General features: G+C 47.9%; 23 protein-coding genes. 11 read left to right on the forward strand and 12 right to left on the reverse strand.

Features of this window, described 5'->3' with window-relative positions:
- Window positions 1-97: 97 nt before the first annotated feature.
- The 4 genes from phnD to QZQ46_RS06645 are packed head-to-tail and all read left to right on the forward strand — an operon-like array spanning window position 98 to window position 3,064.
- Window positions 98-1,018, forward strand: coding sequence for a phosphate/phosphite/phosphonate ABC transporter substrate-binding protein (gene phnD / locus QZQ46_RS06630; protein WP_296828151.1), 921 nt, complete (start codon window positions 98-100; stop codon window positions 1,016-1,018).
- 1 nt (window position 1,019) lies between these two features.
- The gene (locus tag QZQ46_RS06635) at window positions 1,020-1,817 is read left to right on the forward strand and encodes a HAMP domain-containing protein (protein ID WP_296828153.1); all 798 of its coding nucleotides are present in this window, start codon (window positions 1,020-1,022) and stop codon (window positions 1,815-1,817) included.
- A 52-nt stretch (window positions 1,818-1,869) separates the two neighbouring features.
- Complete coding sequence (locus tag QZQ46_RS06640; protein ID WP_296828155.1) at window positions 1,870-2,463, forward strand: sensor histidine kinase; 594 nt, start codon at window positions 1,870-1,872, stop codon at window positions 2,461-2,463.
- The gene (locus QZQ46_RS06645; protein WP_296828158.1) at window positions 2,444-3,064 is read left to right on the forward strand and encodes a response regulator transcription factor; all 621 of its coding nucleotides are present in this window, start codon (window positions 2,444-2,446) and stop codon (window positions 3,062-3,064) included. The genes QZQ46_RS06640 and QZQ46_RS06645 overlap by 20 nt, the downstream gene beginning before the upstream one ends.
- A 55-nt stretch (window positions 3,065-3,119) precedes the next feature.
- Here QZQ46_RS06645 and QZQ46_RS06650 read toward each other — a convergent pair whose 3' ends face one another.
- On the reverse strand, window positions 3,120-4,073 hold the full coding sequence (locus tag QZQ46_RS06650; RefSeq protein ID WP_296828159.1) for a LysR substrate-binding domain-containing protein: 954 nt from the start codon (window positions 4,071-4,073) through the stop codon (window positions 3,120-3,122).
- 223 nt (window positions 4,074-4,296) lie between these two features.
- On the opposite strand from QZQ46_RS06650, the gene dinB reads away from it, so the two are divergent.
- The 3 genes from dinB (at window position 4,297) to nagA (ending at window position 7,387) form a co-directional block, all read left to right on the forward strand.
- Window positions 4,297-5,472 carry a DNA polymerase IV gene (dinB, locus tag QZQ46_RS06655; RefSeq protein ID WP_296828161.1) on the forward strand — a complete coding sequence of 392 codons (1,176 nt, stop codon included), beginning with the start codon at window positions 4,297-4,299 and terminating at the stop codon, window positions 5,470-5,472.
- A 17-nt stretch (window positions 5,473-5,489) separates the two neighbouring features.
- The gene (locus QZQ46_RS06660; protein ID WP_296828164.1) at window positions 5,490-5,777 is read left to right on the forward strand and encodes a hypothetical protein; all 288 of its coding nucleotides are present in this window, start codon (window positions 5,490-5,492) and stop codon (window positions 5,775-5,777) included.
- Between the two features lie 452 nt (window positions 5,778-6,229).
- On the forward strand, window positions 6,230-7,387 hold the full coding sequence (gene nagA / locus QZQ46_RS06665; protein ID WP_296828166.1) for an N-acetylglucosamine-6-phosphate deacetylase: 1,158 nt from the start codon (window positions 6,230-6,232) through the stop codon (window positions 7,385-7,387).
- 72 nt (window positions 7,388-7,459) lie between these two features.
- On the opposite strand, the gene QZQ46_RS06670 is transcribed toward nagA, so the two are convergent.
- The gene (locus QZQ46_RS06670; RefSeq protein ID WP_296828168.1) at window positions 7,460-8,338 is read right to left on the reverse strand and encodes an ROK family protein; all 879 of its coding nucleotides are present in this window, start codon (window positions 8,336-8,338) and stop codon (window positions 7,460-7,462) included.
- Window positions 8,339-8,463: 125 nt separating this feature from the next.
- On the opposite strand from QZQ46_RS06670, the gene QZQ46_RS06675 reads away from it, so the two are divergent.
- Window positions 8,464-10,308 carry an alkaline phosphatase gene (locus tag QZQ46_RS06675; RefSeq protein WP_296828170.1) on the forward strand — a complete coding sequence of 615 codons (1,845 nt, stop codon included), beginning with the start codon at window positions 8,464-8,466 and terminating at the stop codon, window positions 10,306-10,308.
- A gap of 87 nt (window positions 10,309-10,395) precedes the next feature.
- Here the strand turns inward: QZQ46_RS06675 and QZQ46_RS06680 are convergent, their stop codons facing one another.
- From QZQ46_RS06680 to QZQ46_RS06690, 3 genes are all read right to left on the reverse strand, one after another.
- Window positions 10,396-11,232 (reverse strand): Mrp/NBP35 family ATP-binding protein, encoded by an 837-nt coding sequence (locus QZQ46_RS06680; protein WP_292279734.1) that lies wholly within the window; start codon window positions 11,230-11,232, stop codon window positions 10,396-10,398.
- On the reverse strand, window positions 11,225-11,590 hold the full coding sequence (locus QZQ46_RS06685) for a DUF134 domain-containing protein (RefSeq protein WP_296828172.1): 366 nt from the start codon (window positions 11,588-11,590) through the stop codon (window positions 11,225-11,227). The genes QZQ46_RS06680 and QZQ46_RS06685 overlap by 8 nt, the downstream gene beginning before the upstream one ends.
- 154 nt (window positions 11,591-11,744) lie before the next feature.
- Window positions 11,745-12,512, reverse strand: a complete 768-nt coding sequence (locus QZQ46_RS06690) for an SDR family NAD(P)-dependent oxidoreductase (protein WP_296828175.1) — start codon at window positions 12,510-12,512, stop codon at window positions 11,745-11,747.
- Between the two features lie 721 nt (window positions 12,513-13,233).
- On the opposite strand from QZQ46_RS06690, the gene QZQ46_RS06695 reads away from it, so the two are divergent.
- From QZQ46_RS06695 to QZQ46_RS06705, 3 genes are all read left to right on the forward strand, one after another.
- Entirely contained in the window at window positions 13,234-14,016 is a 783-nt protein-coding gene (locus tag QZQ46_RS06695) for a 5-deoxy-glucuronate isomerase (RefSeq protein WP_296828177.1), read from the forward strand.
- A gap of 17 nt (window positions 14,017-14,033) precedes the next feature.
- A complete protein-coding gene (locus QZQ46_RS06700; RefSeq protein ID WP_296828180.1) occupies window positions 14,034-15,002 on the forward strand; it encodes a C-terminal binding protein in 969 nt (322 codons plus the stop codon).
- Window positions 15,003-15,375: 373 nt separating this feature from the next.
- On the forward strand, window positions 15,376-16,074 hold the full coding sequence (locus QZQ46_RS06705) for a FadR/GntR family transcriptional regulator (RefSeq protein WP_296828182.1): 699 nt from the start codon (window positions 15,376-15,378) through the stop codon (window positions 16,072-16,074).
- 104 nt (window positions 16,075-16,178) lie between these two features.
- On the opposite strand, the gene QZQ46_RS06710 is transcribed toward QZQ46_RS06705, so the two are convergent.
- The 7 genes from QZQ46_RS06710 to QZQ46_RS06740 form a co-directional block, all read right to left on the reverse strand.
- Entirely contained in the window at window positions 16,179-17,624 is a 1,446-nt protein-coding gene (locus QZQ46_RS06710) for a sigma-54-dependent Fis family transcriptional regulator (RefSeq protein WP_296828184.1), read from the reverse strand.
- 133 nt (window positions 17,625-17,757) lie between these two features.
- Window positions 17,758-19,053, reverse strand: coding sequence for an RNA polymerase factor sigma-54 (gene rpoN / locus QZQ46_RS06715; protein WP_296828186.1), 1,296 nt, complete (start codon window positions 19,051-19,053; stop codon window positions 17,758-17,760).
- 4 nt (window positions 19,054-19,057) lie between these two features.
- Window positions 19,058-20,482, reverse strand: coding sequence for an AMP-binding protein (locus QZQ46_RS06720; RefSeq protein WP_296828187.1), 1,425 nt, complete (start codon window positions 20,480-20,482; stop codon window positions 19,058-19,060).
- 11 nt (window positions 20,483-20,493) lie between these two features.
- Window positions 20,494-21,681 (reverse strand): acyl-CoA reductase, encoded by a 1,188-nt coding sequence (locus QZQ46_RS06725; protein WP_296828188.1) that lies wholly within the window; start codon window positions 21,679-21,681, stop codon window positions 20,494-20,496.
- On the reverse strand, window positions 21,668-22,735 hold the full coding sequence (locus QZQ46_RS06730; RefSeq protein ID WP_296828190.1) for an acyl-protein synthetase: 1,068 nt from the start codon (window positions 22,733-22,735) through the stop codon (window positions 21,668-21,670). Before QZQ46_RS06730 ends, QZQ46_RS06725 begins: the two co-directional genes overlap by 14 nt.
- On the reverse strand, window positions 22,725-23,381 hold the full coding sequence (locus QZQ46_RS06735; RefSeq protein ID WP_296828192.1) for an MBL fold metallo-hydrolase: 657 nt from the start codon (window positions 23,379-23,381) through the stop codon (window positions 22,725-22,727). The genes QZQ46_RS06730 and QZQ46_RS06735 overlap by 11 nt, the downstream gene beginning before the upstream one ends.
- Window positions 23,382-23,618 carry an acyl carrier protein gene (locus tag QZQ46_RS06740; RefSeq protein ID WP_296828193.1) on the reverse strand — a complete coding sequence of 79 codons (237 nt, stop codon included), beginning with the start codon at window positions 23,616-23,618 and terminating at the stop codon, window positions 23,382-23,384.

Genomic DNA, 23,618 nt, shown 5'->3' on the forward strand with positions numbered 1-23,618 from the left:
CCTTTTTTGCGCAGAACGGCAGGACGCGGTAAAACTCTACTCAGTCAGGCCGATTCAGGGTATAATATATGATATAAATTGTATGCAGGGAGGCATCATGAAACGGGTTATTTCTATGATTTTGCTGAGTCTGGCCTGTCTCTTCATTGCAGCCTGTGCCCATCCCGAAGGCTATATTGACTTTACACAGCCCCAAGGGGCGCGGCCGGCTCTCGTGCAGCCGGGGGAAAAGCCCCTTCGCATTGCCTTTGCTTCCGTTATGTCACCGCGGGAGACGCGGCAGGTCTATCAGCAGATCGTCACTTATATTTCTCAGAAACAGCAGCGGCCGGCCGTGCTCATCCAGCGCCGGACCTATGAAGAACTGAACGCCCTCTTGGCGAACGGCGACGCCGACGTCGCTTTTTCGTCGACCGGGGCCTATGCTGCTTATCAGGGACAAGTGCCCATCGAGCTGCTGGCCATGGCCGAGACCAACGGTTCTTCCCACTACCAGACCTACATCATTACGGCAGCTGACAGCGACATCCGGGATTTCAGCCAGCTCCGGGGGCGGGTTTTCGCCTTTACGGATCCCCTGAGTTACTCTGGCTGCCTGGCCGTTAAATTCCTGCTGGCCCAAGAAGGGGAGACGCCGGAAACCTTCTTTAACCGCTTCTTCTATACCCACGGCCATGATAAATCACTGTGGTCTGTCGCCAATCACCTGGCCGATGCCGCCGGTGTCGACAGTCAGATTTATGAACTCATGGCCGATACCAATCCGGCCCTTGCCAAAGAGGTTCGCATTCTGGACGCTTTGCCGGAAGCGCCGACCGGGCCGGTTGTCGTCCGCAGCGATTTGGACGGGGCGGAAAAAGAAGAGCTCCGCCATATCTTTTATACGATGCATAAAGACGAGGATTTAGCCAAGGCCATGAAGACCATCGTCATCGACCGTTTTATTCCGCCTGATGCGGCGGCGTATGATGATTTTAAACGGCAGTATGCGGCACAAAAACGATTGGCAGGAACGTAAGATGAGAAACTACACGTTATACGTAAAATTTAATGTCCTCATCGTCGGCACGATTTTTATCTGCGGACTCCTGGCGGCGTCGCTGTTCCTCTATTCGACGAGTGAGTATATGAATCGTGAACTCGATGCTTCCGGGCGGGAACTGGCCGTGTCCATCGGACAGGTCATCAGCAACGACATCCTCGTCGACGACCGCTTTGACATGACCGAGCAGCTGCTCCATGCCCAACAGACGAACAGACAGGTCCGCTACATTCTGGTGACCTATCCGGACGGGCGCATTCTGGCCAGCACCTTTACGGAAGGCTTGCCGAAAGGCCTTCCCGAGCGGCGGGATATGGGAAAAGACGGCCTCGAACAGACGCTGACCTTTGACAGTACCGAAGGCTATATCCGAGAAATCATCGTGCCCATCGACGGCGGCTTAGTCGGCTATTTCCGCGTCGGCCTGTCGGAGCGGCCCATGATGCAGCTCATGTGGAAGCGCTTTGTCGAGACCATGCTCATTATCTTGGCAATCTGCCTCGTGGCTTCGGCCTTGGCTACGCGATACGCCCGGGCTTTTCTGCGCCCCGTCCAGGCATTGGCGAAGGCCATTCGGCAAATCGGCCGCGGCAATTACAGCGTCCGCGTTTCCGTCGACACCAAAGACGATGTCGGACAATTAGCCAAGGCCTTCAATGTCATGAGTAATCGATTGGCCGTGAAAAATCGGGAGAATTCAAAACTTTTGACGGCGCTGCGGGAAAAAGGAAAGGAATCGGGTCTGGCTCATCGACCAGCTGTTTTCGGCCCGTGAAGATGAACGGCGCCGTATTTCGCGGGAACTCCACGATGAAACGAGTCAGTCTATGGTGTCGATTTTAGCTTATCTGCGGCTCATTCAGGACCAGACTGAAAAGCCGGATGTGCGGGAATTGGTGACCGGTGTCCGCGACCTGACGAGAGAGACCTTGGAAGGCCTGCGCCATTTGGCGGTCAATCTTCATCCGCCCCTCCTTGATGACTTAGGCCTCATCGTGGCCATTGAAAAATACTTGGAGACATATCGGCAGACACAGCCGGGGCTTACCGTTTCCTTTTATCATGACGGTGATATTGCTAAGGTGTCGCGTCCCGTGGCTCTGTTTTGTTACCGCATGGTACAGGAAGGGCTGACCAATATTGCCCGTCATGCCCGGGCCAAAACGGTGACCGTGGAACTGAAAATCCTGCCGTCTGCCCTGTCGCTGGTCATTGCCGATGACGGCGTCGGTTTTAGTGCCGACCGGGCTGAACAGGCTCGGCTCGACAATCATTTAGGACTGGTCAGTATGCGGGAACGGACGGATGTCTTAAACGGCACTTTTTGTATTGACGGCCAGCCGGGAAAAGGGACGACCCTGACCATAACCCTGCCGCTGTGTCTGAGTGAGGAGATGGACCATGAACATACTATTGGCTGATGACCACCGCATTTTGCGGACCGGCTTGAAATTATTATTAGCTTCGCAAGACGACTGTAAGGTCGTTGCCGAAGCGTCGAACGGACAGGAAGTCCTCGATATATTGGAAGAAACGGACGTCGACGTCGTCCTCCTCGACTTATCCATGCCGGTCATGAACGGCATCGACTGCCTGAAGGAAATACGGCGCCGCCGGCACGACGTGAAAGTCCTGGTCCTTACCATGTACAGCGAACAGGAATACGTAACGGAACTGATGCAGCTCGGCGCCGACGGCTACTTGTGCAAGGATTCCCTCGACTCGGAACTGTTCAAGGGCCTTCACTCCGTCGCTGCCGGAAACCGTTATCTCAGTGAACGTGAAGCCCGGAGCCTCTTAGACAGTGTCTTAGAAGAGAAAAACGACGCACCGGCCTTGTCGGCGCGGGAACAGGAGGTCCTCGTGGCCCTGGTTCACGGCCATTCCTTGTCATCGATCGGCGAGACCCTTCATCTTTCTATCAAAACCGTTTCGACGTATAAAACGCGGCTGATGCAGAAACTCAATTGCAAGACGAAATCAGAACTTGTCGACTATGCCTTAAAGCATCGCTTGATGTAACTTCTTCGGGCATACAAAAAAGCATTGCCCGAAGGCAATGCTTTTGGTCGTCAGATTATTCTTCTTCGGTTGTATCTGCAAGTGAAGGCTGACCGGCTGCGGCATTTTGAATGGCCGTGCTGGCGTCTTTGAAGTAGTCCTTAAAGGACTGAACCCAGGTCCGTGACGGATGGGAAAGATAGCCCTTGCTTTTCCAAATGAGAGCCAGCGTCCAGTACAGGTGAGGCTGGGTCAGGGGAACCGATACGGCAAGGTCCGGAGAAATGCGCTGGCAGATCGTATGGGGCATGAGGGAGATGCCGAGCTTGCCCGATACCATCTGGGCCAGGAAGTCCCAGTTGCTGGAGCGGCAGACAATCTTCGGATGAGCCATGATTTCCTGAAAAGCCGAGCGTAAATAGGGATTTAAGGAGAAGCCGTTGGGATAGAAAACGAAGGTTTCGTCCTTAATATCCGATAAGGTCAGGGACGGCTGCGAGGCCAAAGGATGGTCCGGCCAGAGAACGACGTCGAGAGGCTCTTCATGGAAAATAAAGAATTCATAAGGGATTTCAGTCGTAATCGGCAGGGCGACGAAACCGACCTGAATGAGTCCGTCGTCGATCGCCGAGACGACGTCTTGGGAGCCGACTTCCTTCATTTCCAATTCGATTTTAGGATAGGTATTGATGAAATGAGCGATAAACGGCGCGATGACAGAAGACCCGATCATAGGCGGAACACCGACGGATAGCTTGCCGGAGTTGAGCAGTTGGGGTGATTCCATTTCTTCATTCAGCTGGGTGAAGCCCTTGATGAGCTCTTCGATTTTAGGAAGCAGGTAGGACCCCGTTTCCGTAAGCTCTACATTCTTACCCTTGCGGTCAAATAATTGCACACCCCAATGTTCTTCCAGGGCCTTGATGCCTTTACTGATGGACGGCTGGCTGATGTGCAGCGATTTGGAAGCCTTGGTAAAGCTTTTTTTATGAGCGACTTCGATGAAGTATGTCAATTGGAATAAATCCATAATGTACTGTTTCACCTCTCTTTGGTATTCTTATAGTTTACCATATTACGGAATGAAAATCCAATAGCAGGCGTCCGCTGTAATCAGCGTAATTCCGCCGTTTTTACAGACCTTTTTCTTTTCGGCAGGGACGCAGGACTTCCTTTATGGAGAGGAAGGGGAGTCACTGTATTTACAAGACGGCGCCGGTGTATCATAATAGAGACAGAGAGGGAGGGAGCTTATGGCAACGCGATGGATTATGCACGTCGATATGGATGCCTTTTACGCGTCCATCGAGCAGAGAGACAATCCGGCTTTGAAGGGCCTGCCGGTCGTTGTCGGCGGCCTTATGGACCGCGGTGTTGTGGCCACGGCCTCCTATGAAGCGCGGCGTTATGGCATTCATTCGGCCATGAGTATGAAGGCAGCGCGGAGACTTTGCCCGAACGGCGTCTTTTTACCGGTTCGGATGGCGGCCTATCGGCGCGTTTCTCATCAGATTCGCTTGATATTGTCGCATTATTCCCCATATATCGAACCCTTAGCCTTGGACGAAGCCTTTTTGGATGTGTCAGGCATGGAGCGCCATTATCCGGATATCGTCGATATCGGAAAAGCCGTTAAAGATGAGATTTATCGGACGACGGGCCTCGTCGCTTCGGCAGGGATCGCCCCCAATAAGTTCTTAGCTAAATTGGCTTCGGACCTGCAAAAACCGGACGGATTGGTCTGGATTCCTTACGGGAAGGAACAGGAAATCTTGGCTCCTCTGCCAATCAGCCGTTTATGGGGCGTCGGCAAGGTGACGGCAGAAACCTTGAAGAAGGGCGGATATCATAGGATCGGCGATATTTCAGCGTCCAGTCCCGATGCCTTGAAGCCCCTGTTGGGCAATCAGGCTGAGCGGATTTACCACCTGTCCCTGGGCCGGGATAATCGGCCCTTGGAGGTGCGCCGGCGGCCCCAGTCGGTGGGCAATGAACATACCTACAGTCGTGATTTGACCCTTCCGTCGGAAGTGGACGAGCAGTTTCGCCTCTTGGCCAATGAAGTAGCCTGGCGCCTTCGCCAGAGCCGTCTTATGGGACGGACGATTACCATTAAGATTCGTTATGCGTCGTTTAAGACGATCACCCGGTCGCTGACCCTCAGCGATATGGGGACGGCTTCGGAAGAGCAATTATATTTTTCGGCGAAAAAATTGTATAATAAGGACAAGGGGCATGAGCCGATTCGTCTGTTGGGCCTCACCGTCAGCCAGCTCCAGCCGTATCAAGTCCAAGGCGATTTATTTTCGGAAGACGAAGAGACCAAGGAGAAGGTCATCGAGGCCATCGACAAATTGCAGCAGCGGTTTGGCCGCACGGCCATCATGAAAGGGTTTTTATGGGAAATGTCCCATGACAAGGATACGTAAAAAAAGGAGTTTTAGACATGGCAATTTTTAAAGTCGTCGCCCATACCGGTGACAATAACAACGGGTATATCGAGTATAATACGGAAACGAAGGAACTGGGCGTTCATCTGAATGATGAAGCCGTAAACGAACGGGCACGGGAGTATTTGACGACGGAAAAGGTCCTTCATCAGTACACCGACCTTTCTCAGTACAAAACTATCAGTGCCGTTCCGACGTCGAGCTTGGAAACGCTGAAACTGGCCATGTGTTATATGTGGCGGGCGACAGGTGTCCACATCGATTGGAGCCGTCCCGTCGAATAAGACGCCCTTGGTTTCATTCACAATGTATCCACATTTTCTGTGTACAACAGTGACAGAAATGTGGATATTTTTTTTGAAGCCGCATAGTTGTGCAGATTTTCTCGGTGTATACTTTAAGGAGATTATGTATTGAAATGTGGATAAGTCCCGTGGATAAATATATATCCCCAGTGGAAAGACTGATTAAATGGCTTAACTAAGCTATTTTCTTGGAGGAAAATATGAATATTCACAATGTGTATAATTCTTGTAGAAATGTGGATAAGTGGAGAAGATGATTTACTCACAATATGTGGATAGATTGTGGAAAGATATCCACAGTAGGACAAAGCATAAAAACGCCATTTTCGGACATATTCACAAGTTATCCACTTTATATATCCACAATTTCCACAGCTTTTATGTTTGTGGTATACTGGAAATAGTGAATACGATTTTAGGAGGCGTGTATCATGAAAGCAATTATCGACGGACTTTTAGTCCTGCCGAATGAAATTGTCAATGGACAGGTTATTATGTATGAAAAAGATATATGGCGCATCGTTCCGCGCAAGCAGTTCAGAGTGGGCATGTGTTCGGAATTTATCGATGCCAACGGAGGGTTTGTCGTTCCCGGCTTTATTAATGAACACATTCACGGCTGTGCCGGTGCTGACGTCATGGATGACGATGACCGGGCCCTGCCGACGATTCAGCAGGCGCTGCCGGCGACGGGCGTCACGTCCTTTGCGGCGACGACGATGACCATGGAACAAGGTGTCATTGAAAAAGCCTTGAAGCGGATCAGAACGGCGAAGGAAAATTATACCGGCGGGGCCCAGGTCCTCGGGGCGCACCTGGAAGGGCCTTTTGTAAGCCCCCTCTATAAGGGGTCTCAGTCCGAAGACTGCATACAGGATCCGGATTTCTCTTGGCTGGAACCTTATGCCGACGTCATAAAAATCATCACCTTGGCTCCGGAACGCTTAAAGAATAAACAGTTCCTGCAGGCCTGTAAGGATAAGGGAATCGTCGTATCCTTAGGTCATTCGGGTGCTTCTTTTGAACAGGCCGCGGACTGCATGGAAACCCTCGGAGACTGCCATGTAACCCATCTGTATAATGCCATGACGCCCTTCCGCCACCGGGAACCGGGCCTCGTCGGCGCCGCCCTCCTTCATAAAGATGCCTGCTGCGAACTGATTTGCGATAATCTGCACGTTCATCCGGCAGCTCAGAAACTGGCCTATCAGATGAAAGGACGGGACGGCCTCATCTTAGTCACCGATTCGATGCGTGCCTGCCTCCAAGGTGATGGTGAATCGAGCCTGGGCGGTCAGAAGGTATTCGTAAAGAATGGCGAAGCCCGCCTGGCTGACGGGACACTGGCAGCCAGTGTAGCGCCTATGAATGAAGTCATCCTCAACTTTATTCTGAACTCCGGAGCCGCCCTTCCCGACGTCATCGCCATGGCTACGATCAATCCGGCCAAAGCCCTCGGCGTTTACGACCGCATCGGATCTCTCGAAGAAGGCAAACAGGCCGATATCGTCGTATTGGACAGCAATGACTTCCATGTAAAATCTACGGTCGTCGCCGGTGAACTGGTGTACAACGAACCGATACAATAAAATCTATTATATGTAATATAAAGAAGGCCAAGGTGTTCTGTCACCTTGACCTTCTTTTTTGTCGGATAGAATCTATCCGAGTGCTGATTTTTGATTTTTCAGTACATATAGAGCGCCTAAGAGACCGGCGTCATTTTGAAGTTTAGCGAAAGCGAGGCCCTTGGGCGGAAGCATCCTTTCAGGCAGGCGTTCGGACAAGGCTGTTTCGAGTGGGCTGCGTATCAAATCGCTCTGGCTCATAATGCCGCCGCCGACGATGATTTGCTCGGGGTTGAAGAGGCTGATGATATTGGTGAGGCCGTCGGCCAAATTTTGGCAGAATGTATGGAAAATCGGGAGTACCTGCGGGTCCTTCTCGCGAATCCATTGAAAGGCCCGGTAGCCGTCGACGTCTTTCGGTGCGGCGTCCTTTGCTTTTGCGATTTCCCGGCAGAGAAAGGCGGCAGAAGCGACGTCGTGGAAGCGGCCGGCAGGAAGACGCATATAGGCGATTTCGCCGGCTGCGAAGCGGGCTCCGTGCAGTACCCGACCATTTTCTATGATAGCGCCGCCGATGCTGGTGCCGACGGTTACGGCAAAGAACGAGGAGGCGCCCTTTCCGGCACCGAGCCAATATTCACCGAGGGCGGCACAGTTGGTATCGTTTTCGACGCTGACCGGTAGATTGAATTCTGCCTCTAGCAACGTTTTCCACGGCGTTCCTGTATAGCCGGGGATGGAGAGGGCGTATTCTACCGTGCCGGTTCCCGTGTTTACGATGCCTGCCGTCGACAGGGCGATGCCGGCAAGGGATACCTCTTCCTGCTGCTGACGGATCAGGCTGCGAACGGCAGCGACGATGGCCGGGCCGTCTCCCGATGGGACGAGGCCTCTTTGGCGGAAGTGTCCTTCTTCGTCGATGAGGCCGAATTTGATCGCTGTTCCGCCGACATCAAAGCAACTGTAAATCATTATAGTTCACATCCTTTTTACGAGTAAAAGTTAACTTATACAAATATTATACATGGATTTGACAGTTTCTATGTATAAGGTCCCTATACTGTTCTTATCAATGTAGTCTTTTAGGAGGTCATGATATGAAACGACAATGGTTAAAAAGAGCAATTCTTTCTATGGTAGCTTGTGGTTCCCTGTTAGGCGTCGTCCCCGGCGTACAGGCAGCCGATGTCCGGATCTTACCGGTAGATACGGCTAAATTCTTGGCAGGTGCTAAATTTGACTTTGATGTTGAAGTTTCTAATGCTAAAGATTTGAAGAACGTCGATATTACGATTAATGGTCAGAATGCGAATCAATTCTTCGGACAGAAACTGGAAGGGAAAGATTTGGGCAACGGCGTCGTTTCTTATCGTGTCAACCAGGTAAATTTCCCGAAGACCGGTAAATATACGGTCCGCGTTTCGGCTACCGATGCAGACGGCACGAATTCTGCCGATGCACGCTACACGGTTGTTCAGGAAAAGGCTCAGAAACAGGCTAAAAACGTTATCCTCTTCGTCGGTGACGGCATGTCCCTGCAGGCCAGAGAAATGGCCCGCATCATTTCCAAAGGCCTTACCAACGGGAAATACAACGATCTCTTAGCGATGGAAAAAATGCCCCATAACGCGCTGATTACGACGAGCGGCTATGATGCTCTGACGACAGACAGTGCCAACTCGGCTTCGGCTTATGCTACGGGTCATAAATCGGTCGTCAACGCTCTCGGCGTTTACGAAGACTCCACCAAAGACCCCATGGACGATCCCCGCGTTGAAAACGTTGCCGAAATCCTGAAACGTACTCGCGGCATGTCCATCGGCATCATCACCCAGGCTGAATCGACGGATGCTACGCCGGCCGCTATGGTTGGCCATACGCGCCGCCGTGCTAACCAGGATCTGTTAGCTTCGGAATACCTCGAAGATTACCATCGTCCGGACGTCATCATGGGCGGCGGCTCCAGCCGATACATTCCCCAGTCGGAAAAAGGCTCCAAACGCCATGACAATGAAAACGTCATCCAGGAATTTAAAAATAAAGGCTACACCTTCGTTACGAACTCGAAAGAAATGATGGCTGCCGACAGCAATAAACCGCTCTTGGGCCTCTTCCATCCGAGCACGATGAACGTTTATATCGATCGTGAAATGCTCAAGAATCCTGAAGTATTAGGTAAATATACGGATCAGCCGAACCTCATCAATATGACGAAAAAATCCTTGGATATCCTCAGCAAGAATCCGAAGGGCTTCTTCGCTATGATTGAAGGCGCATCGATCGACAAACAGCTCCATGCCATGGATTGGCAGCGTGCTACGTACGATACGATCGAATTCGATAAGGCTATCGAATATGCTCAGAAATGGAATAAGGAACACGGCAATGACACCTTGATCATCGTCGTCGCTGACCATGCTCACGGTGCTTCCATTACCGGTACTTACCATGAACACGACGGAAAGAAAGGCATTGAAGCTGTCCGCACCTATGCCGATTCCATCTTCCCGACCTTCAAGGATGCCGATCACGACGGCTTCCCCGATAATCCGGATCCCGATGTAACCCTGGCTGTTCAGTATGCTAACCATCCGGAATATTATGAAAACTACCACTTCCAGCAGAAACCGACCTATCCGACGATTTCTCAGACGGTTACTAAACAGGAAGCTCAGGTTGCCGGCGATAAGACCGAATACCATCAGGTTTCGACCGTCGTTGCTAAAGGCAATCCGGCTCGTCACCACGCAGGCGATCCTATGGAACTCGTTCCGGCCAACATCCCCGCTACCATTGGTGATGAAACTCATGCAGCCGACGATGTACCGTTGAATGCAGAAGGTCCGGGTTCCGAATACTTCAAAGGCGTTATGGATAACACGGAAGTATTCTTCGGAATCATGCGTGCCCTCGGCGTCGATGCTACGAAAAACGCAAAATAAATACGGCTTTGCTCAAAAGCTCCGTTACACTGCCGTTTCATAAAAAATGCTGCCGCAATTTCAGATTGCGGCAGCATTTTTTTATGCTTACTGACCGAGGACGCTGTCGAGGTAGGCAGCTGTATCCGATAAGTAGCTTGCCGGATACCCTTCGATATCGCCCTTATCGCAGTGGGCTGCGAATTCCGGATCGATAGGAAGTTTTGCCGTATGGGGAATGGCATATTTTTGTGCCGATTCTTCGACGTGGCTGTGGCCGAAGATTTCGTGTTTTTCCTGGCAGCTCGGGCACTGGAAGTAGCTCATGTTTTCAACCAAGCCCAAGACGGGAACATGCATCATTTCCGACATGTTCAAGGCCTTTTCAACGATCATGGAAACGAGTTCCTGCGGAGACGTAATGACTAAGATGCCGTCGATGGGCAGGGACTGGAAGACCGTCAGGGGAACGTCGCCTGTTCCCGGCGGCATATCGACGAACATGTAGTCGATGTCGCCCCAGATGACGTCGGTCCAGAACTGTTTAACGGCGCCGGAAATGACCGGTCCGCGCCATACGACGGGAGCCGCGACATCTTCCAACAGCAGGTTCATGGACATGACCTTAATGCCGGTCTTGGTCGTAACGGGGTTGATGCCGTTGTCGTTGCCGGTGGCATGACCGGTCAGACCGAAGACTTTCGGAATCGACGGGCCGGTGATATCGGCGTCGAGGATGGCGGTTTTAAAGCCGCGGCGCTGCATTTCTACAGCCATCAGGGACGTAACCAAGGATTTGCCTACGCCGCCCTTGCCGCTGACGACGGCAATGACGTGCTTGATGTGGGAACCTTCGTGAGGGGCTGCCTGGAGGCTCTGAGGCTGGTTGCGCTGTGCGCAGGAGCTGCCGCAGCTGGAACAGTCGTGTGTACAATTTTCACTCATTGGGATCATTCTCCTTTGAACTTTTCTTTCCGGCACGGCAACAGTCGTGACGGCACGAGCCGGAACGTTCACAAACTTGGATATGGCCGCCTTCGATGACGAGGTCTTTGCCATGAATGAGGGCGTCGGCCAGCTTGCGGCGGGCCGAATTATAAATACCGGTCACCGTCGTGCGAGCTACATTGATCTGAGCGGCACACTCTTCCTGTGTCAGTCCGACCCAGTCGATCAGGCGGATGACTTCATATTCATCGACTCCCATGGCAACCGTATCTTCCGATTGCCGTCGGTCAACCGGTCCGAAGGCTGATGAAACAGGCAGTGAACAAACACGTCGGCACCGCGGTGGTCTCGGCATAAAATCCCTCCTTTACGCTATTTATTATAGATAGATAGCTGACATATGTCAAATTATGTCAAGGAGGGAGTTCGTGCCGCTCTAGGAGTAAAAATGTCATGAGCGAAGCTATTTATTTGTATATATAGGCGGAATTTCAGCGGCTGATTTTTCTCTAACGGACGAGGTACGCCCCGTCGACGGGGATGATGGCCCCGTTTAAATAATTCGAAGCAGCACTGGCGAGGAAAACCGTAATGCCCTTCATATCCTCCGGTGTCCCCCAACGCTTGGCCGGGATGCGGTCTAAAATTTCTTTGCTGCGGACGTCGTCTTCTATCAGCTGGGTATTCATTTCTGTTGCCATGTATCCCGGAGCAATGGCGTTGATGTTGAGGCCTTTGCCGGCCCATTCGTTGGCGAGGGCTTTGGTGAGCTGCGCGACGCCGCCCTTACTGGCTGCATAGGCCGGAACGGTATATCCGCCGAAGAAACTGAGCATGGAGGCGACGTTGATGATCTTACCGGATTTTCGGGTCAGCATATTGCGTCCGGCGAGCTGACAAAGTTGAAAGACCGTATTTAAGTTGAGGTTCAGGACATCAGTCCAATCGCTGAGCGGAAATTCTTCGGAAAAGTGACGGCGCTGCATGCCGGCATTATTGACCAGAATGTCGACGCGGCCGTCCAAGGCTGTTAAGGCTTTTTCAAAGATGACAGGAACCTGTTCCTGGTCGAGTAAGTTGCCTTGCAGGGCTAACATCGAAAGGCCTTTTTGACGACATTCGGCAGCCGTCTTTTCGGCACTGGCACTGGATCCGATGATTAATACCGTAGCGCCCGCTTCGGCCAAGGCTTCGGCCATGCCGCGGCCGAGTCCGCGGCCGCCGCCGGTTACGATAGCTGTTTTCCCGGTTAATGCGAAATCATTTAATATAGACATAATACATTCCTCCCTAAAATGATATGATGATTTATTGAAGTATATATTGGAACATAGATGAATCATCACATGAATTATCTGTGATGTACAACTCTATTTTATAAGATAATAGAAAAAAACACAAGTGAAAATCTGGCTGTATTGGAAGGCATTAAGAGAACATATAATGATATAATTAATAAAAACAGCGGGAAAATTACGAATAAATCATAAGAATAATGGAGGTTATTACAATATTGCAATAGCCTGATGTTCGTGTTGACGAGAGATATTCATCTGATGTATTATTAGGGCAACAAGGAAAACGTATGATGAAAAATGAGGGGATTGTGAGAAAGTGTTATGTATTTTTCTTACCGGTCTGATGCTTATTACCCTGAGTGGCTGTGCGAGACAAAAAGAAAATCGAGTTTATACGAAGGAAAATCCCACAGTTCTTCGCAGGTCATTAACGGACGGAGAAGCTGCTTGCTACTATCAAGGAGCTAAAGTAGTTTCAAAAAGAGTCTGCGATAAGACTGGCGGCAGAATTAAAATCAATGTAATTCCCGGTGCCGCCGGTTGCTGTCAATATCTTTGCAGCAGCTTCGGTAACCAAACTCGATACGGGCAAGATTGTCAGCGGTGACATTCCTTTTTTCATCGGATAAGAAGCTGTTTATTTTGCCGTTGTACTGTTCCGGTATCTACGACACTGTTTTTATAAAGAAAGGGGTTTATAATGGATATGAATGATATGACGTCGTGGCGTGTGCAGTCGCCGGAATCTATGGGGTTCCATTCGGTCATTACGCCGGATAAGTCAGCCTGTCAGGTGGCGCAATTGTTTCGCTTGAATCTCCCTAAAGGAGCTTCTTACCGCTTGGAGGACGATGGACGGGAACTGCATGCCGTGTTGATTCAGGGCCGGGCTGTCATGGAACACGAGGGCTTGGGCAAGGTGGAATTGGAAAAATTAGATTCTTTCTATATTCCGGGCCGACATGCCGTTCAAATCACGGCAGTTGAAGAGTGCATCTTCTATATTGCCGGCGCTGTGTTTGACGGTATTGGCGAACCTCTCGTCCGTAAGTTTGACCGGTCCTTGCCAATCGGCGATTTTCATCAGATTCACGGAGCCGGGCCGTGCCGCCGGGAAGTCATGTTTACCCTGGCGCCGACGGACAAGGCTTCACGATTGATTTGTGGTCTTACCTGGGGCGGTGAAGGCTCGTGGACGAGCTGGCCGCCGCACCAGCATGAAAAATATTTAGAAGAAGTCTACTGCTACTTCGACATGCCGAAACCTAAATTCGGCTTCCACCTCAGTTATAAAAACAGTGGTGACGTGGATGACATCGTCGTCCATCCCGTTTATTCGGGAACCATGGTTCAGGCGCCTTATGGCTATCACCCGACGGTGGGCTGCCCGGGAAGTCAAAATGCTTACTTCTGGGTCTTGGCGGCTTTTGATCCGATGGTACGAAAATATGACTTAGCAGAATCTGATCCTATGAGAGTTTAAGAAAGGGTGTTGAAATCATGGCATTTAAAGTATACGTAACAGATTATGATTATGGAACATTGGAACCTGAAAAAAACGAAGTCGCTAAAATTGGAGCCGTCTTGGTTCCGACGCAGTCTAAAACGGAAGACGCGATTATTGAAAACTGTAAAGATGCAGACGGATTGCTCAATCAATATGCACCGATTACCCGCAGGGTCATGGAATCGCTGCCGAACTTGAAAGTCGTCGGCCGCTATGGCGTTGGCGTCAATACCGTCGATCTTAAGGCTGCGACGGACTTGGGAATCCAGGTTGTCAATGTGCCGGATTTTTGTATGGATGAAGTGTCGAATCAGGCGATTACCTTGATGATGGCCTGCCATCGGAAATTGAATATCTTGAATCATCAGGTGCACCATGGCGGCTGGGACTATCAAATTGCAAAGCCAATCCATCGTCTCAACGGACAGACCTTGGGCCTTTTAGGTTTTGGCCGTATCCCCAGAATGGTTGCTCAAAAAATGAAGGCCTTTGGCTTGAAAATTTTGGCTTACGATCCCTATGTTTCCCCTGAAGCGGGAGCGAAGGAAGGCGTTGATATGCTGCCTTTGAAGGACGTTTTGATGCAGTCGGACATCGTTTCGGTTCATGTACCCTTGACCAAAGATACGGAAAATCTGTTGAATGACGAAACCCTTTCCTGGATGAAACCGACGGCCATCGTCGTCAATACGTCGCGCGGACCTTTGATTGATGAAGCCGCCTTGTACCGGGCTTTGAAAGATGGAAAAATCGGCTATGCCGGGTTGGATGTCACGGTTCATGAACCGATTGAAAAAGATAACCCCTTGCTGACCTTGGATAATGTCATTATTACGCCGCACATTGCCTGGTATTCGGAAGAATCGGAAATAGACCTGAAAACGAAGGCTGCACGCGGTGTTGCCAGCGTCCTGAATGGAGAAAAAGCGACGTATCTCGTCAATAAGGATGTCCTTAAATAGCATAGGCGCATCTTCGGTCATGAAAGAAGGCACGGTTATTGCCATCAGCGTCAATATGGGAACGGCAGAGAATTGGCTCAGATTCTGTCAAAAAAATTGAGCGTGCCCTTGTACGATCGACAGTTGATTCACCTTGCAGATGCTAAATTCCACGGTTTCCGTGAACCCCAGCTGCATTACCTTAGAAAAAGGCGCTGATTTAATTATTAATTATATTGAAATCCTTCAGAAATGAGGAGATGAAAAAAACGCTGCTTTTGAAGCGGCGTTTTTTTATCGATTGGTTGATTTTCTCTTTTTATTGTCATTTTGGCAGTGTATCTGTTATCCTATATGTATCAGTCAGCGCGTATATGCTAGTAAGGAGTTTGATATGGTTAATTCTAAGCCCTCAAAATCTAAAATTGAAGAAACTTCCAATAACATCATTGATTTTATTACGTCGAGGCAAATGCTGCCCGGTGATAAAATGCCGACCGAACCGGAGTTGATGGAAGATTTGAATGTCAGCCGTTCGACCCTGCGGGAGGCGATTCGGACCTTAAGTGCCCGCAACATCTTAGAAGTGCGGCAAGGATCCGGAACCTTTATTTCGAAACGCTGCGGTGTTCCCAGCGATCCCTTGGGACTGACCTTTATCTATGACGATGACCGCCTGGCCATCGATCTCCTCGACGTTCGTCTGATGATTGAGCCCCAGACGGCCTTGTTAGCGGCCATCCATGCGACAGACGAACAGTGTCAAAAATTACTGGACCAGTGTGCTTTAGTAGAGAAACTTATTCAATCCAATGAAGAATATGAAGATGAAGATATTGCCCTGCACATGATGATCGCCGAAGCCAGCGGAAATCGGGTCTTGACCAACCTATCCTATATCCTTCATACTTCCGTCAAAAAGAATATCATATCGACGGCCGATGCCCTGCGGGACAACAACACCTATGTTTATCACCGCCGTATTGTCGATGCCATCGTGCGGCATGATGCAACCGGCGCCTATAACGCTATGACGATCCACGTGACGATGCTGTGGGAATTTATTACTGCAAAGTTAAATTCAAGAGGTTGACTTCTCCTTTGACCGAACAGGGTCCTTGGTTAGAAATTCTTGATAGGACAGGCTGAACTTGTTTTCTTGAGAGCAATTAATTTTTGCATGTGACATCTTCCTTTCTAATGTTGATCTTCATATTGCTTTCGTTTTCGGACAAAAGTGGATGGCGTTAACCCCAGATTTTTTGAGGCTGTTCGGACGTTGCCGAAGATTTCATATGCATTTTGCATATAATTATACTCGATCTTTTCTAGGATTTCTTTTAAATTTAGTGGAAACTCAACCGGCGGTGCGTCGAAGTCGGCAGGCGTATTTTCGGCTTCCTTTTCTTTTATGATTACGATGGGTTTGCTGGCAGGATGGATGTGAAGGTCTTCCGGCTGAATGGCATCCGAGGAACTGATGATAATGGCCCGTTCAACGATGTTTTTTAATTCGCGGATGTTGCCGGGCCAATCGTATTCATGGAGCAGCTGCATGGACAGGTTTGTTAGATATTTTTTCATTTGGTATTTTTGATTCAGCTTTTCCAAGAAAGATATTGATAAGGGCTCGATGTCTTTTTTTCGCATTCGCAAGGGAGGAATCGATATCGGAAAGACGGTGAGCCGGTAATAGAGATCTTCTCGGAAAGTGCCGTTTCTTACCATTTCTTCGAGATTACGGTTGGTTGCGGCAATGATTCGAGCGTCAATGGTTATGGGTTTTGTGCCGCCAACCCGCATGATTTCTTGTTCCTGCAGGGCTCGTAACAGCTTTACCTGCATGTCTTTGGGAAGTTCACCGATTTCATCAAGAAATAAGGTCCCGTTATTTGCCAGCTCGAAGAGACCGATTTTTCCCCCTTTATTAGCGCCCGTGAAGGCACCGCTTTCATATCCGAATAACTCACTTTCAATGAGGCTTTCCGGAATGGCCCCGCAATTTACTTTTATGAAACTACTTTTAGCTCGATGGCTGTTTTGGAAGATATATCGAGCCATTACTTCTTTACCGACACCGGTTTCACCAAGCAGCATTACTGTAGTGTCCATTGAAGAAACTCGATTGGCCAGCAGCATGGCGGCTAAGGTCGTTTCATCTTTGGCAATGATTTCTTGGTTTTCCTCAGATGTCGTTTGCAAATGAGCCAATTCTAGGGCTAAACGGTCCATGGCGGCCGTTTTTTCTTGTACGACGGCTTTTAAGTTATAAATCTCGGTTAAATCTCGGACGTTGGTCACGACCATAATAAAGTTCCCATCTTTATCAAAAATGGGAGAGCTCGTTACTAAGGCCTCTTTTCCGGAACGGAAACGCTGCTGTATGGTAACGGGCTGTTTTGTTTTGATGACTTGTAAGGAACCGGATTCAGATATCAATTTATCACGAACCAGAGCAGCCATATTTTTACCAAGGACCTCTTCTTTTTTCAAGCCGGTAATAATTTCATAAGCGTGGTTGATGCGTACTACATTGGCTTTAGCGTCAGTAATAAATATACCGTCAAAGGAATGCTCGATAATTGCATTTAGCCGCTCTTGTGCCTCTGAGAGGGTAGAAAAAATTTTTGCTGTATTTGTCATAACTATTTTCTCCTTTACAGCAGACAATAAAGGAGTCCCGATGGGGCTTCTGAAGTTGATACACTATGCATGTATATATGTTATAATTATAACAATTTTTAATTATGACAGCAAGATGGATGGAGGCTGGAAATTAGTGGCGATAGGGGGATTTGTATTTTTGGTGACGGGTGTAGGAGTTGGAAATATGCATTATTCCTCGATATTTTTGAATTAACCGTCGAGAAAAGGTGTGGCCGAATTGGCTCGTCAACAAATCGGTCAATTGGTCGTCGCTATAAGGATGGTGTACATCTTCGTTTTCAATCAGATGTGCGAGAGCTTGTTTTACAGCATCTTTGGAAATGGTTGTTTTCGTTTTTGGGAAAGGCCTCTGGAATAGTTGCTTGAATGAAATCGTCTTATGCGGCGTTTGTAAGTATTTATCCCTTATTGAGCGGCTGATCGTAGACGGGTGAAGGCCTACTTTTTTTGCAATATCTGCGAGGGTCATCGGCTGTAAAGGGCCTTGGTTTTGTAAGTAGTCATGTTGACAACTCCAGATGGCGTCAGTTAAGGCGTGCAGCGTTTTGCGGCGGCGTTCAATGTTATAAAAAAGTAGACGACATCGGGTATATTTTGTTTGGAAATATTCTTTTACGCTCTCGTCTGTCGTTGTTTGCATCATTCGTACATAGTAATCGCTCATAGAGTAAGATGCTGACCAGGAGTCGTTTAAAATAACTTCATGACCGTTGTTGGTGAATTGGATAATCACATCGGGAATAATATAGGAGGTTTCTGTTTCGAAAAAAGGACTGAGTGGGGCCGGGGTTAATTTCTTGATAAGGGAAATAGCGGCATCAATCTCTGCTTTAGAGCCTTTTACAGATTGGTAAATTGGGGAAATTTTTTGTTTGCCTATGGTCGCAAGGTGATGATCAATCAGATCTTCTAATAATGGTGTTAACTTATGAGTGCGCTTTAACTGCAGTTTTAAACAGTCTTTTAGCGATAGGGCTCCGATACCGGCAGGATCTAAACTTTGGAGACGATGCAGACAGAACTCAAAAAGGCCTGCCGGTAAGGGCAATTTTTGTGTCAGCTCGTCTTCCGTTATTGTCAGATACCCTCGGTTATCCACGTAATCGGCTAAATAAGAAAAAAGAGCCCATTGGGGAGTAGTAAAATTAGTCGGATTTACTTGCTCTAAAATAAATTGTTTGACACTTTGTTCTTCGGGAGCCGCTACAAAATCTAAAAAGGAAGTGTCGTTGTTTGAGGAAGATCTTTGATTGGGACTATATTCCATGAAGGGATTTTCCTCAGACTCTTTTTGGAGCAGATTGTAGAGGGATTCCGTAGACAAAGCCAGAATATTCAACGATTGAATTTGATTCGTTGAAAGTTTTTGCAATTCTTTTTGGGTCAGTGTTAAGTTAGTTTCCATCGTATTATCCCCCTTTCCTTTCGGTTAGTTCATTTAGTACCGGGTATTGGGTTTTACCGGAGGTATTTTTTGGAATTTTGTTTATCTGGTGAAGGGTAAAGCAATGAAGATGAAGACCAATTTTATCGATTAAATAATCTTCTATGCTTGATTGTCGGTCGTCATTGACAGTCATAAAGATATGAAGGTCATCATCTTTTCCGGTACAAGCGAAGTCACTAAAGTCGAAGTTGTTTTTTAATAGTTCTTCGACTTCATCCATATTTACTCTCTTTCCCATTATTTTTAAGAAACGTTTTTTTCGGCCCGTAATGTAGTAGTAGCCGTCTTGGTCGACATAGGCCATGTCACCGGTATAGAGCCGGCCGTGGCGTAAATCGCCTAACGCTAAGTCTTCTGCCTTCTGTGCATAGCCCATGGTTACGTTAGGGCCGTCATAGCAGAGCTCTCCCGTTACTTTCGGAATGGTGATTTCTGTTTTTTCATCTTCCATGATGCGGAATGTCCCGCCCGGAATCGCGATGCCGATACTCCCAAGTTTTTCTAAGGCACGGTCAAAGGGGAGATACGACATGCGGGCCGTTGCTTCTGTTTGTCCATACATGACGATAAATCGTTTTCCCGTTTTGTGTGCAAATTCGAGATATTCTTTTTGCAGCCGTGTCGATAAATGGCCGCCGGCTTGAATCATCAGATTTAATTTGGGTAAATCCATAGACATGATTCCGATGCGCTTCAAACATTCAAAGGTGAAAGGTACGCCTGCAAGGGAAGTGATATCTTCTTTTTTGCAGATATCCCAAAATTGTTTGTCGAAAACCGTAGCCTCTGTCAGACATTCACAGGCCCCTTGCAGTACATGGCTGTTGATAACTGACAGGCCGAAGGTATAGTGCATCGGGAGTGATGAAATGGGGTAATCTGCTTTGGTGATTTTCAGGTATTCTGCGATAGATGCGGCGTTTGACTGGATATTTTTATAGCTTTGGCGGACTAACTTGGGGCTTCCGGTACTTCCGGATGTCGTTAATAGCAAAGCTAAATCCGGGTGAATGGAGTGAGGGACTTCGTTAACGGGATAAAGACCATAATCATACAGTGTATAAATTGGCTCTTCTATGTCATCCACCGGCTTAAATACATAATTGGGGTTATAGCGCATTAATAAGTGCTGCTGTAATTTCGCATCCATATCGTGATCAATTAGCAGGGGGACGATGCGGTTTTGCAGACAACACAGATAGGATAAGGCCGAGCCTATCGTGTTATGACAAATAATCGCGGCTAATTGTTTGGGCTTGTTTTCTATTATTTGATGGACGCTTTTGCTATGTTCGTACCAATCGCCATAGATAATAGAATGGCCTGTTCCGTCAGTGAACAAAAGGTGATTTTTATACTTCGGATTTTCATCAAAAAAACACAACATAAGTATCCCTCCTAACGAATGATACGGGTTAGTGCTTCCAGTAGATTGCGGCCATCCCAGATCATATCCATATCCATGGCCTGGCCAATCGGTACGATTCGATCGACGCCGGTGGCTTGTGCTTGGATCAGCTGACTGCGGATTTCAGCCGAGGATACATTTAATGTAGTAATGGTCTGGACTTTCGCCGTAAGGTAGGGAAGGATGTCAGATAAATTTTGTACGGGATATTGAAAAAATTGACCAAAAGTTCCGGATAATTGGGTTAAATCAGCAGGCAGGGAAGACAAGGTATAGACATAAAGGCGATTATTCTCATATGCGACGGATTGAATTTCATCTTCGTGCATGGCGAATCGCCAGGCTTCCGTGAACTTTCGGCTTACCTTGATGGGAGCCAGGTCATATTTTTGTACTTCAAGCGTAACTGCATTCCACCATCGAGACTGAGCCTCTTTAAAAATTCTATCCGGTCCAAGCCAAAAAATCAGTCTTGGTGATGAACAAGCGTTTTGATCTACCTCATAGGTATCTAAATAAAAGCGATGGATCTTTTCTTTTAATTCTTCATCTGAACAGGTCGCAACATAGCTGCTGTCAAAGATTGCCAAAGAATAGCGATCGGAAAAGGGAATATCGATTGCCCGGGGAGATAACGGAGATTTTCTGATTTCGCAAATGGTTTTATCTCCGCCCCAAATCATGCGGCTGTCGCAATGTTTTGAAAATTTGTCGGTTACTTTTTTTTCGTGATCATAGGTTATAATGGCATTTTGATTCCATAATGATCTATACGAAGGCGTTTGCAAAAGGCAATCGAACAGGCTGCAAATGGGGACAACGTTTGGCAGCAGCTTGGGGGAAATGCGGACAACATTGGCATTACCGGCTAATAATGAGATAAATAAACTGTATAAAAACATGACAGGCATGTTAGCCGGTGCAATGTGGAAGGTTAAGCCGCGGCCTAATCGAGATTGAGCTGGGGGTAATAATGATTTATATTCTTCTACTTTTCTCGGCCGCAGCCAAAAACTAAAGGCTGCCCAGGACGGATTGTCTTTTGCCAGCGGATGACTTTGCAGTTGGCGCGCGAAATCTTTGCAGAATTGAACTATTAAGGGGGAGAATGGGGGATATGGCGTTATTTTTTCCGGGATCATTCCCGCGATTGTTGTGAACTTTTTAGCTGTGTGCATCGCTGCACCCCCTTATTTCTGCTTTGGCAATACGGCCGTCGATGCGGAAATACTTTCCTAAACGACCGCAAGGGCAATCATCGATGCCTAATAAGGTTCCTGTGTCTTCGGTCAAAATGGAGTGACCAGGATAGGAGGTTGCCAAAGGTGTTAATACTTGAACGATTCCTGACTCTCCAATCGCACAAGGCGAAAAATTTTCGGGATTGCGAATGATGATGTCTGAAAAAATGCTGGCATGGAGGTGCCCTTGTTCACACTCCATATAAATACATCCGGTCTGTTCGGCCATACCGTAGTAATTGTGGACTTCTTTAATTTTAAACTGATCGTATAGCCGTTTTTTATAGATTTGGGGAGAGACGGCACGATCCTGCATTTTTTTCCAGCCTCCGCCATGGATGACGATGGCATTGGATAAGTCGATGACTCCGGGGTAATCAACTAGTGCCTCACATAAATACTGCCAAATCATGAAGGTGAAGCCGAATATGAGCACCGGCTGATCATGATAAGTTTGAATGAAGGTACGGATACTTTCTAAGTCGATGGAGAGATCGGACTTAAGGGCATAATACTTTCGCTTTGCAAAGATAGAAAATCCTAAAATAGCAGCTCCACGGGCGTTAAATGCAGCGCGATTTTTTAATAAATCGGGGGTGTCGATAATGAGCATCGGCAAACGAGCAGAGCCTATAAAACTTTCCACAATATGGTATAAGGCAAATTGTTGATTGCTGGCTGTCGTCGTATCGAGATATAAGTGAGATGCCATGCCGGAGGTTCCCGATGAGGTAATGACTTTAAAAACTTCTTGGTCACTAATACTTTTTAACTCTTCAGTCTTGAAAATAGAGATGGGAAGCATTGGAATTTTTGAGAGTTCATTATAATGAGCTCGCTTTAGGTTTAGAGTTTGTAAGGCCTGACCATAAGGCGGACAGGCTGTACTGTGTCGATTCGTTAATTCGGATAAGAGGTTCACATAATGCTTTTCTTTTTCCGCTTGGGTCCAATCAAAAGGGGGTTGGTCCAGCCAAGTATTATAGTCCATAGGCATCCTTCACCTCCTTTGTCAATACAAAAGGTGTCCCATGGCCGGGATATGTTTTTATGGGGGTGGGTAAGCTGTATAAGCGTGGTTTGCCGAATTTTTCATAGGCATTTTCGTCACCGCCGGGAAGACGTGTGATTACACTTTCATTCGGAATAAAGTAGTCTCCGGAAAACAAGAACGAGTCGTCGATGATGATGCAGCTGCTGCCGGGAGTGTGCCCCGGGGCGGATAGACATAAAATCGTATGTTGCCTCCAAGTCGCCCTGTAGGTTTCTTCAAAGGTAATATCTGCAGCTTGACAGGTAAAGGGCGGGTAGGAAATGTGAAGCTTGCCCTTACTTTTAAAATATAAATAAGTTTCCATAATCCTTGTCATATTTAGGGTTGTGCTTTGAATCCCCGAGCTGCAGGCTGCGCTGCATAAGACTTTTACGGGATATTGCTTTCTGAGATCGTTGAGAGCTGCTATATGATCGCAGTGTTCATGTGTTAAAATAATGAGCTCTGGAATTAGAGCATTTTGATTAAGATAGGAATGGATTTTTTTGTAGTCATTGGGATCGACGATTAGTGCGTGATTACCGGAAACCAACAGATAACAGTTACTGTCGGTCAAGGCATCAACGATTATTTTGTCGACCATTTAGATATCGACGCCGTATTTTCGTAAAATATCCATTCCTTTTTCATAAGAGCTGAAAGCTAATACATCGGGGGTGTCGATGGAAATATCAAAGGTATCTTCCATTTCTTCCATCAATGTCATATGGCCCATGGAATCCCATAACTTGATGCTGCGATATTTCAGGCCGGGAAGGTCTTCTTTGTTTAATTTAAAGTTAGTCATAAAAAGGTGTTCGTATTTTTCTAAGTTTGTCAT

Source organism: uncultured Megasphaera sp., assembly GCF_900539295.1.
Lineage (GTDB): Bacteria > Bacillota > Negativicutes > Veillonellales > Megasphaeraceae > Megasphaera.

Bases quoted from the DNA above. Each gene is read 5' to 3' on its own strand.
- QZQ46_RS06670 (WP_296828168.1), bottom strand. From the start codon at position 8,338: ATGATTTACAGTTGCTTTGATGTCGGCGGAACAGCGATCAAATTCGGC.
- QZQ46_RS06685 (WP_296828172.1), bottom strand. From the start codon at position 11,590: ATGCCGAGACCACCGCGGTGCCGACGTGTTTGTTCACTGCCTGTTTCA.
- QZQ46_RS06695 (WP_296828177.1), top strand. From the start codon at position 13,234: ATGGATATGAATGATATGACGTCGTGGCGTGTGCAGTCGCCGGAATCT.
- QZQ46_RS06680 (WP_292279734.1), bottom strand. From the start codon at position 11,232: ATGAGTGAAAATTGTACACACGACTGTTCCAGCTGCGGCAGCTCCTGC.
- nagA (WP_296828166.1), top strand. From the start codon at position 6,230: ATGAAAGCAATTATCGACGGACTTTTAGTCCTGCCGAATGAAATTGTC.
- QZQ46_RS06725 (WP_296828188.1), bottom strand. From the start codon at position 21,681: ATGCACACAGCTAAAAAGTTCACAACAATCGCGGGAATGATCCCGGAA.
- QZQ46_RS06735 (WP_296828192.1), bottom strand. From the start codon at position 23,381: ATGGTCGACAAAATAATCGTTGATGCCTTGACCGACAGTAACTGTTAT.
- QZQ46_RS06650 (WP_296828159.1), bottom strand. From the start codon at position 4,073: ATGGATTTATTCCAATTGACATACTTCATCGAAGTCGCTCATAAAAAA.
- QZQ46_RS06730 (WP_296828190.1), bottom strand. From the start codon at position 22,735: ATGGACTATAATACTTGGCTGGACCAACCCCCTTTTGATTGGACCCAA.
- QZQ46_RS06645 (WP_296828158.1), top strand. From the start codon at position 2,444: ATGAACATACTATTGGCTGATGACCACCGCATTTTGCGGACCGGCTTG.
- QZQ46_RS06720 (WP_296828187.1), bottom strand. From the start codon at position 20,482: ATGTTGTGTTTTTTTGATGAAAATCCGAAGTATAAAAATCACCTTTTG.
- rpoN (WP_296828186.1), bottom strand. From the start codon at position 19,053: ATGGAAACTAACTTAACACTGACCCAAAAAGAATTGCAAAAACTTTCA.
- QZQ46_RS06740 (WP_296828193.1), bottom strand. From the start codon at position 23,618: ATGACAAACTTAGAAAAATACGAACACCTTTTTATGACTAACTTTAAA.
- QZQ46_RS06690 (WP_296828175.1), bottom strand. From the start codon at position 12,512: ATGTCTATATTAAATGATTTCGCATTAACCGGGAAAACAGCTATCGTA.
- QZQ46_RS06660 (WP_296828164.1), top strand. From the start codon at position 5,490: ATGGCAATTTTTAAAGTCGTCGCCCATACCGGTGACAATAACAACGGG.
- QZQ46_RS06675 (WP_296828170.1), top strand. From the start codon at position 8,464: ATGAAACGACAATGGTTAAAAAGAGCAATTCTTTCTATGGTAGCTTGT.
- QZQ46_RS06635 (WP_296828153.1), top strand. From the start codon at position 1,020: ATGAGAAACTACACGTTATACGTAAAATTTAATGTCCTCATCGTCGGC.
- phnD (WP_296828151.1), top strand. From the start codon at position 98: ATGAAACGGGTTATTTCTATGATTTTGCTGAGTCTGGCCTGTCTCTTC.
- QZQ46_RS06705 (WP_296828182.1), top strand. From the start codon at position 15,376: ATGGTTAATTCTAAGCCCTCAAAATCTAAAATTGAAGAAACTTCCAAT.
- QZQ46_RS06710 (WP_296828184.1), bottom strand. From the start codon at position 17,624: ATGACAAATACAGCAAAAATTTTTTCTACCCTCTCAGAGGCACAAGAG.
- QZQ46_RS06700 (WP_296828180.1), top strand. From the start codon at position 14,034: ATGGCATTTAAAGTATACGTAACAGATTATGATTATGGAACATTGGAA.
- QZQ46_RS06640 (WP_296828155.1), top strand. From the start codon at position 1,870: ATGGTGTCGATTTTAGCTTATCTGCGGCTCATTCAGGACCAGACTGAA.
- dinB (WP_296828161.1), top strand. From the start codon at position 4,297: ATGGCAACGCGATGGATTATGCACGTCGATATGGATGCCTTTTACGCG.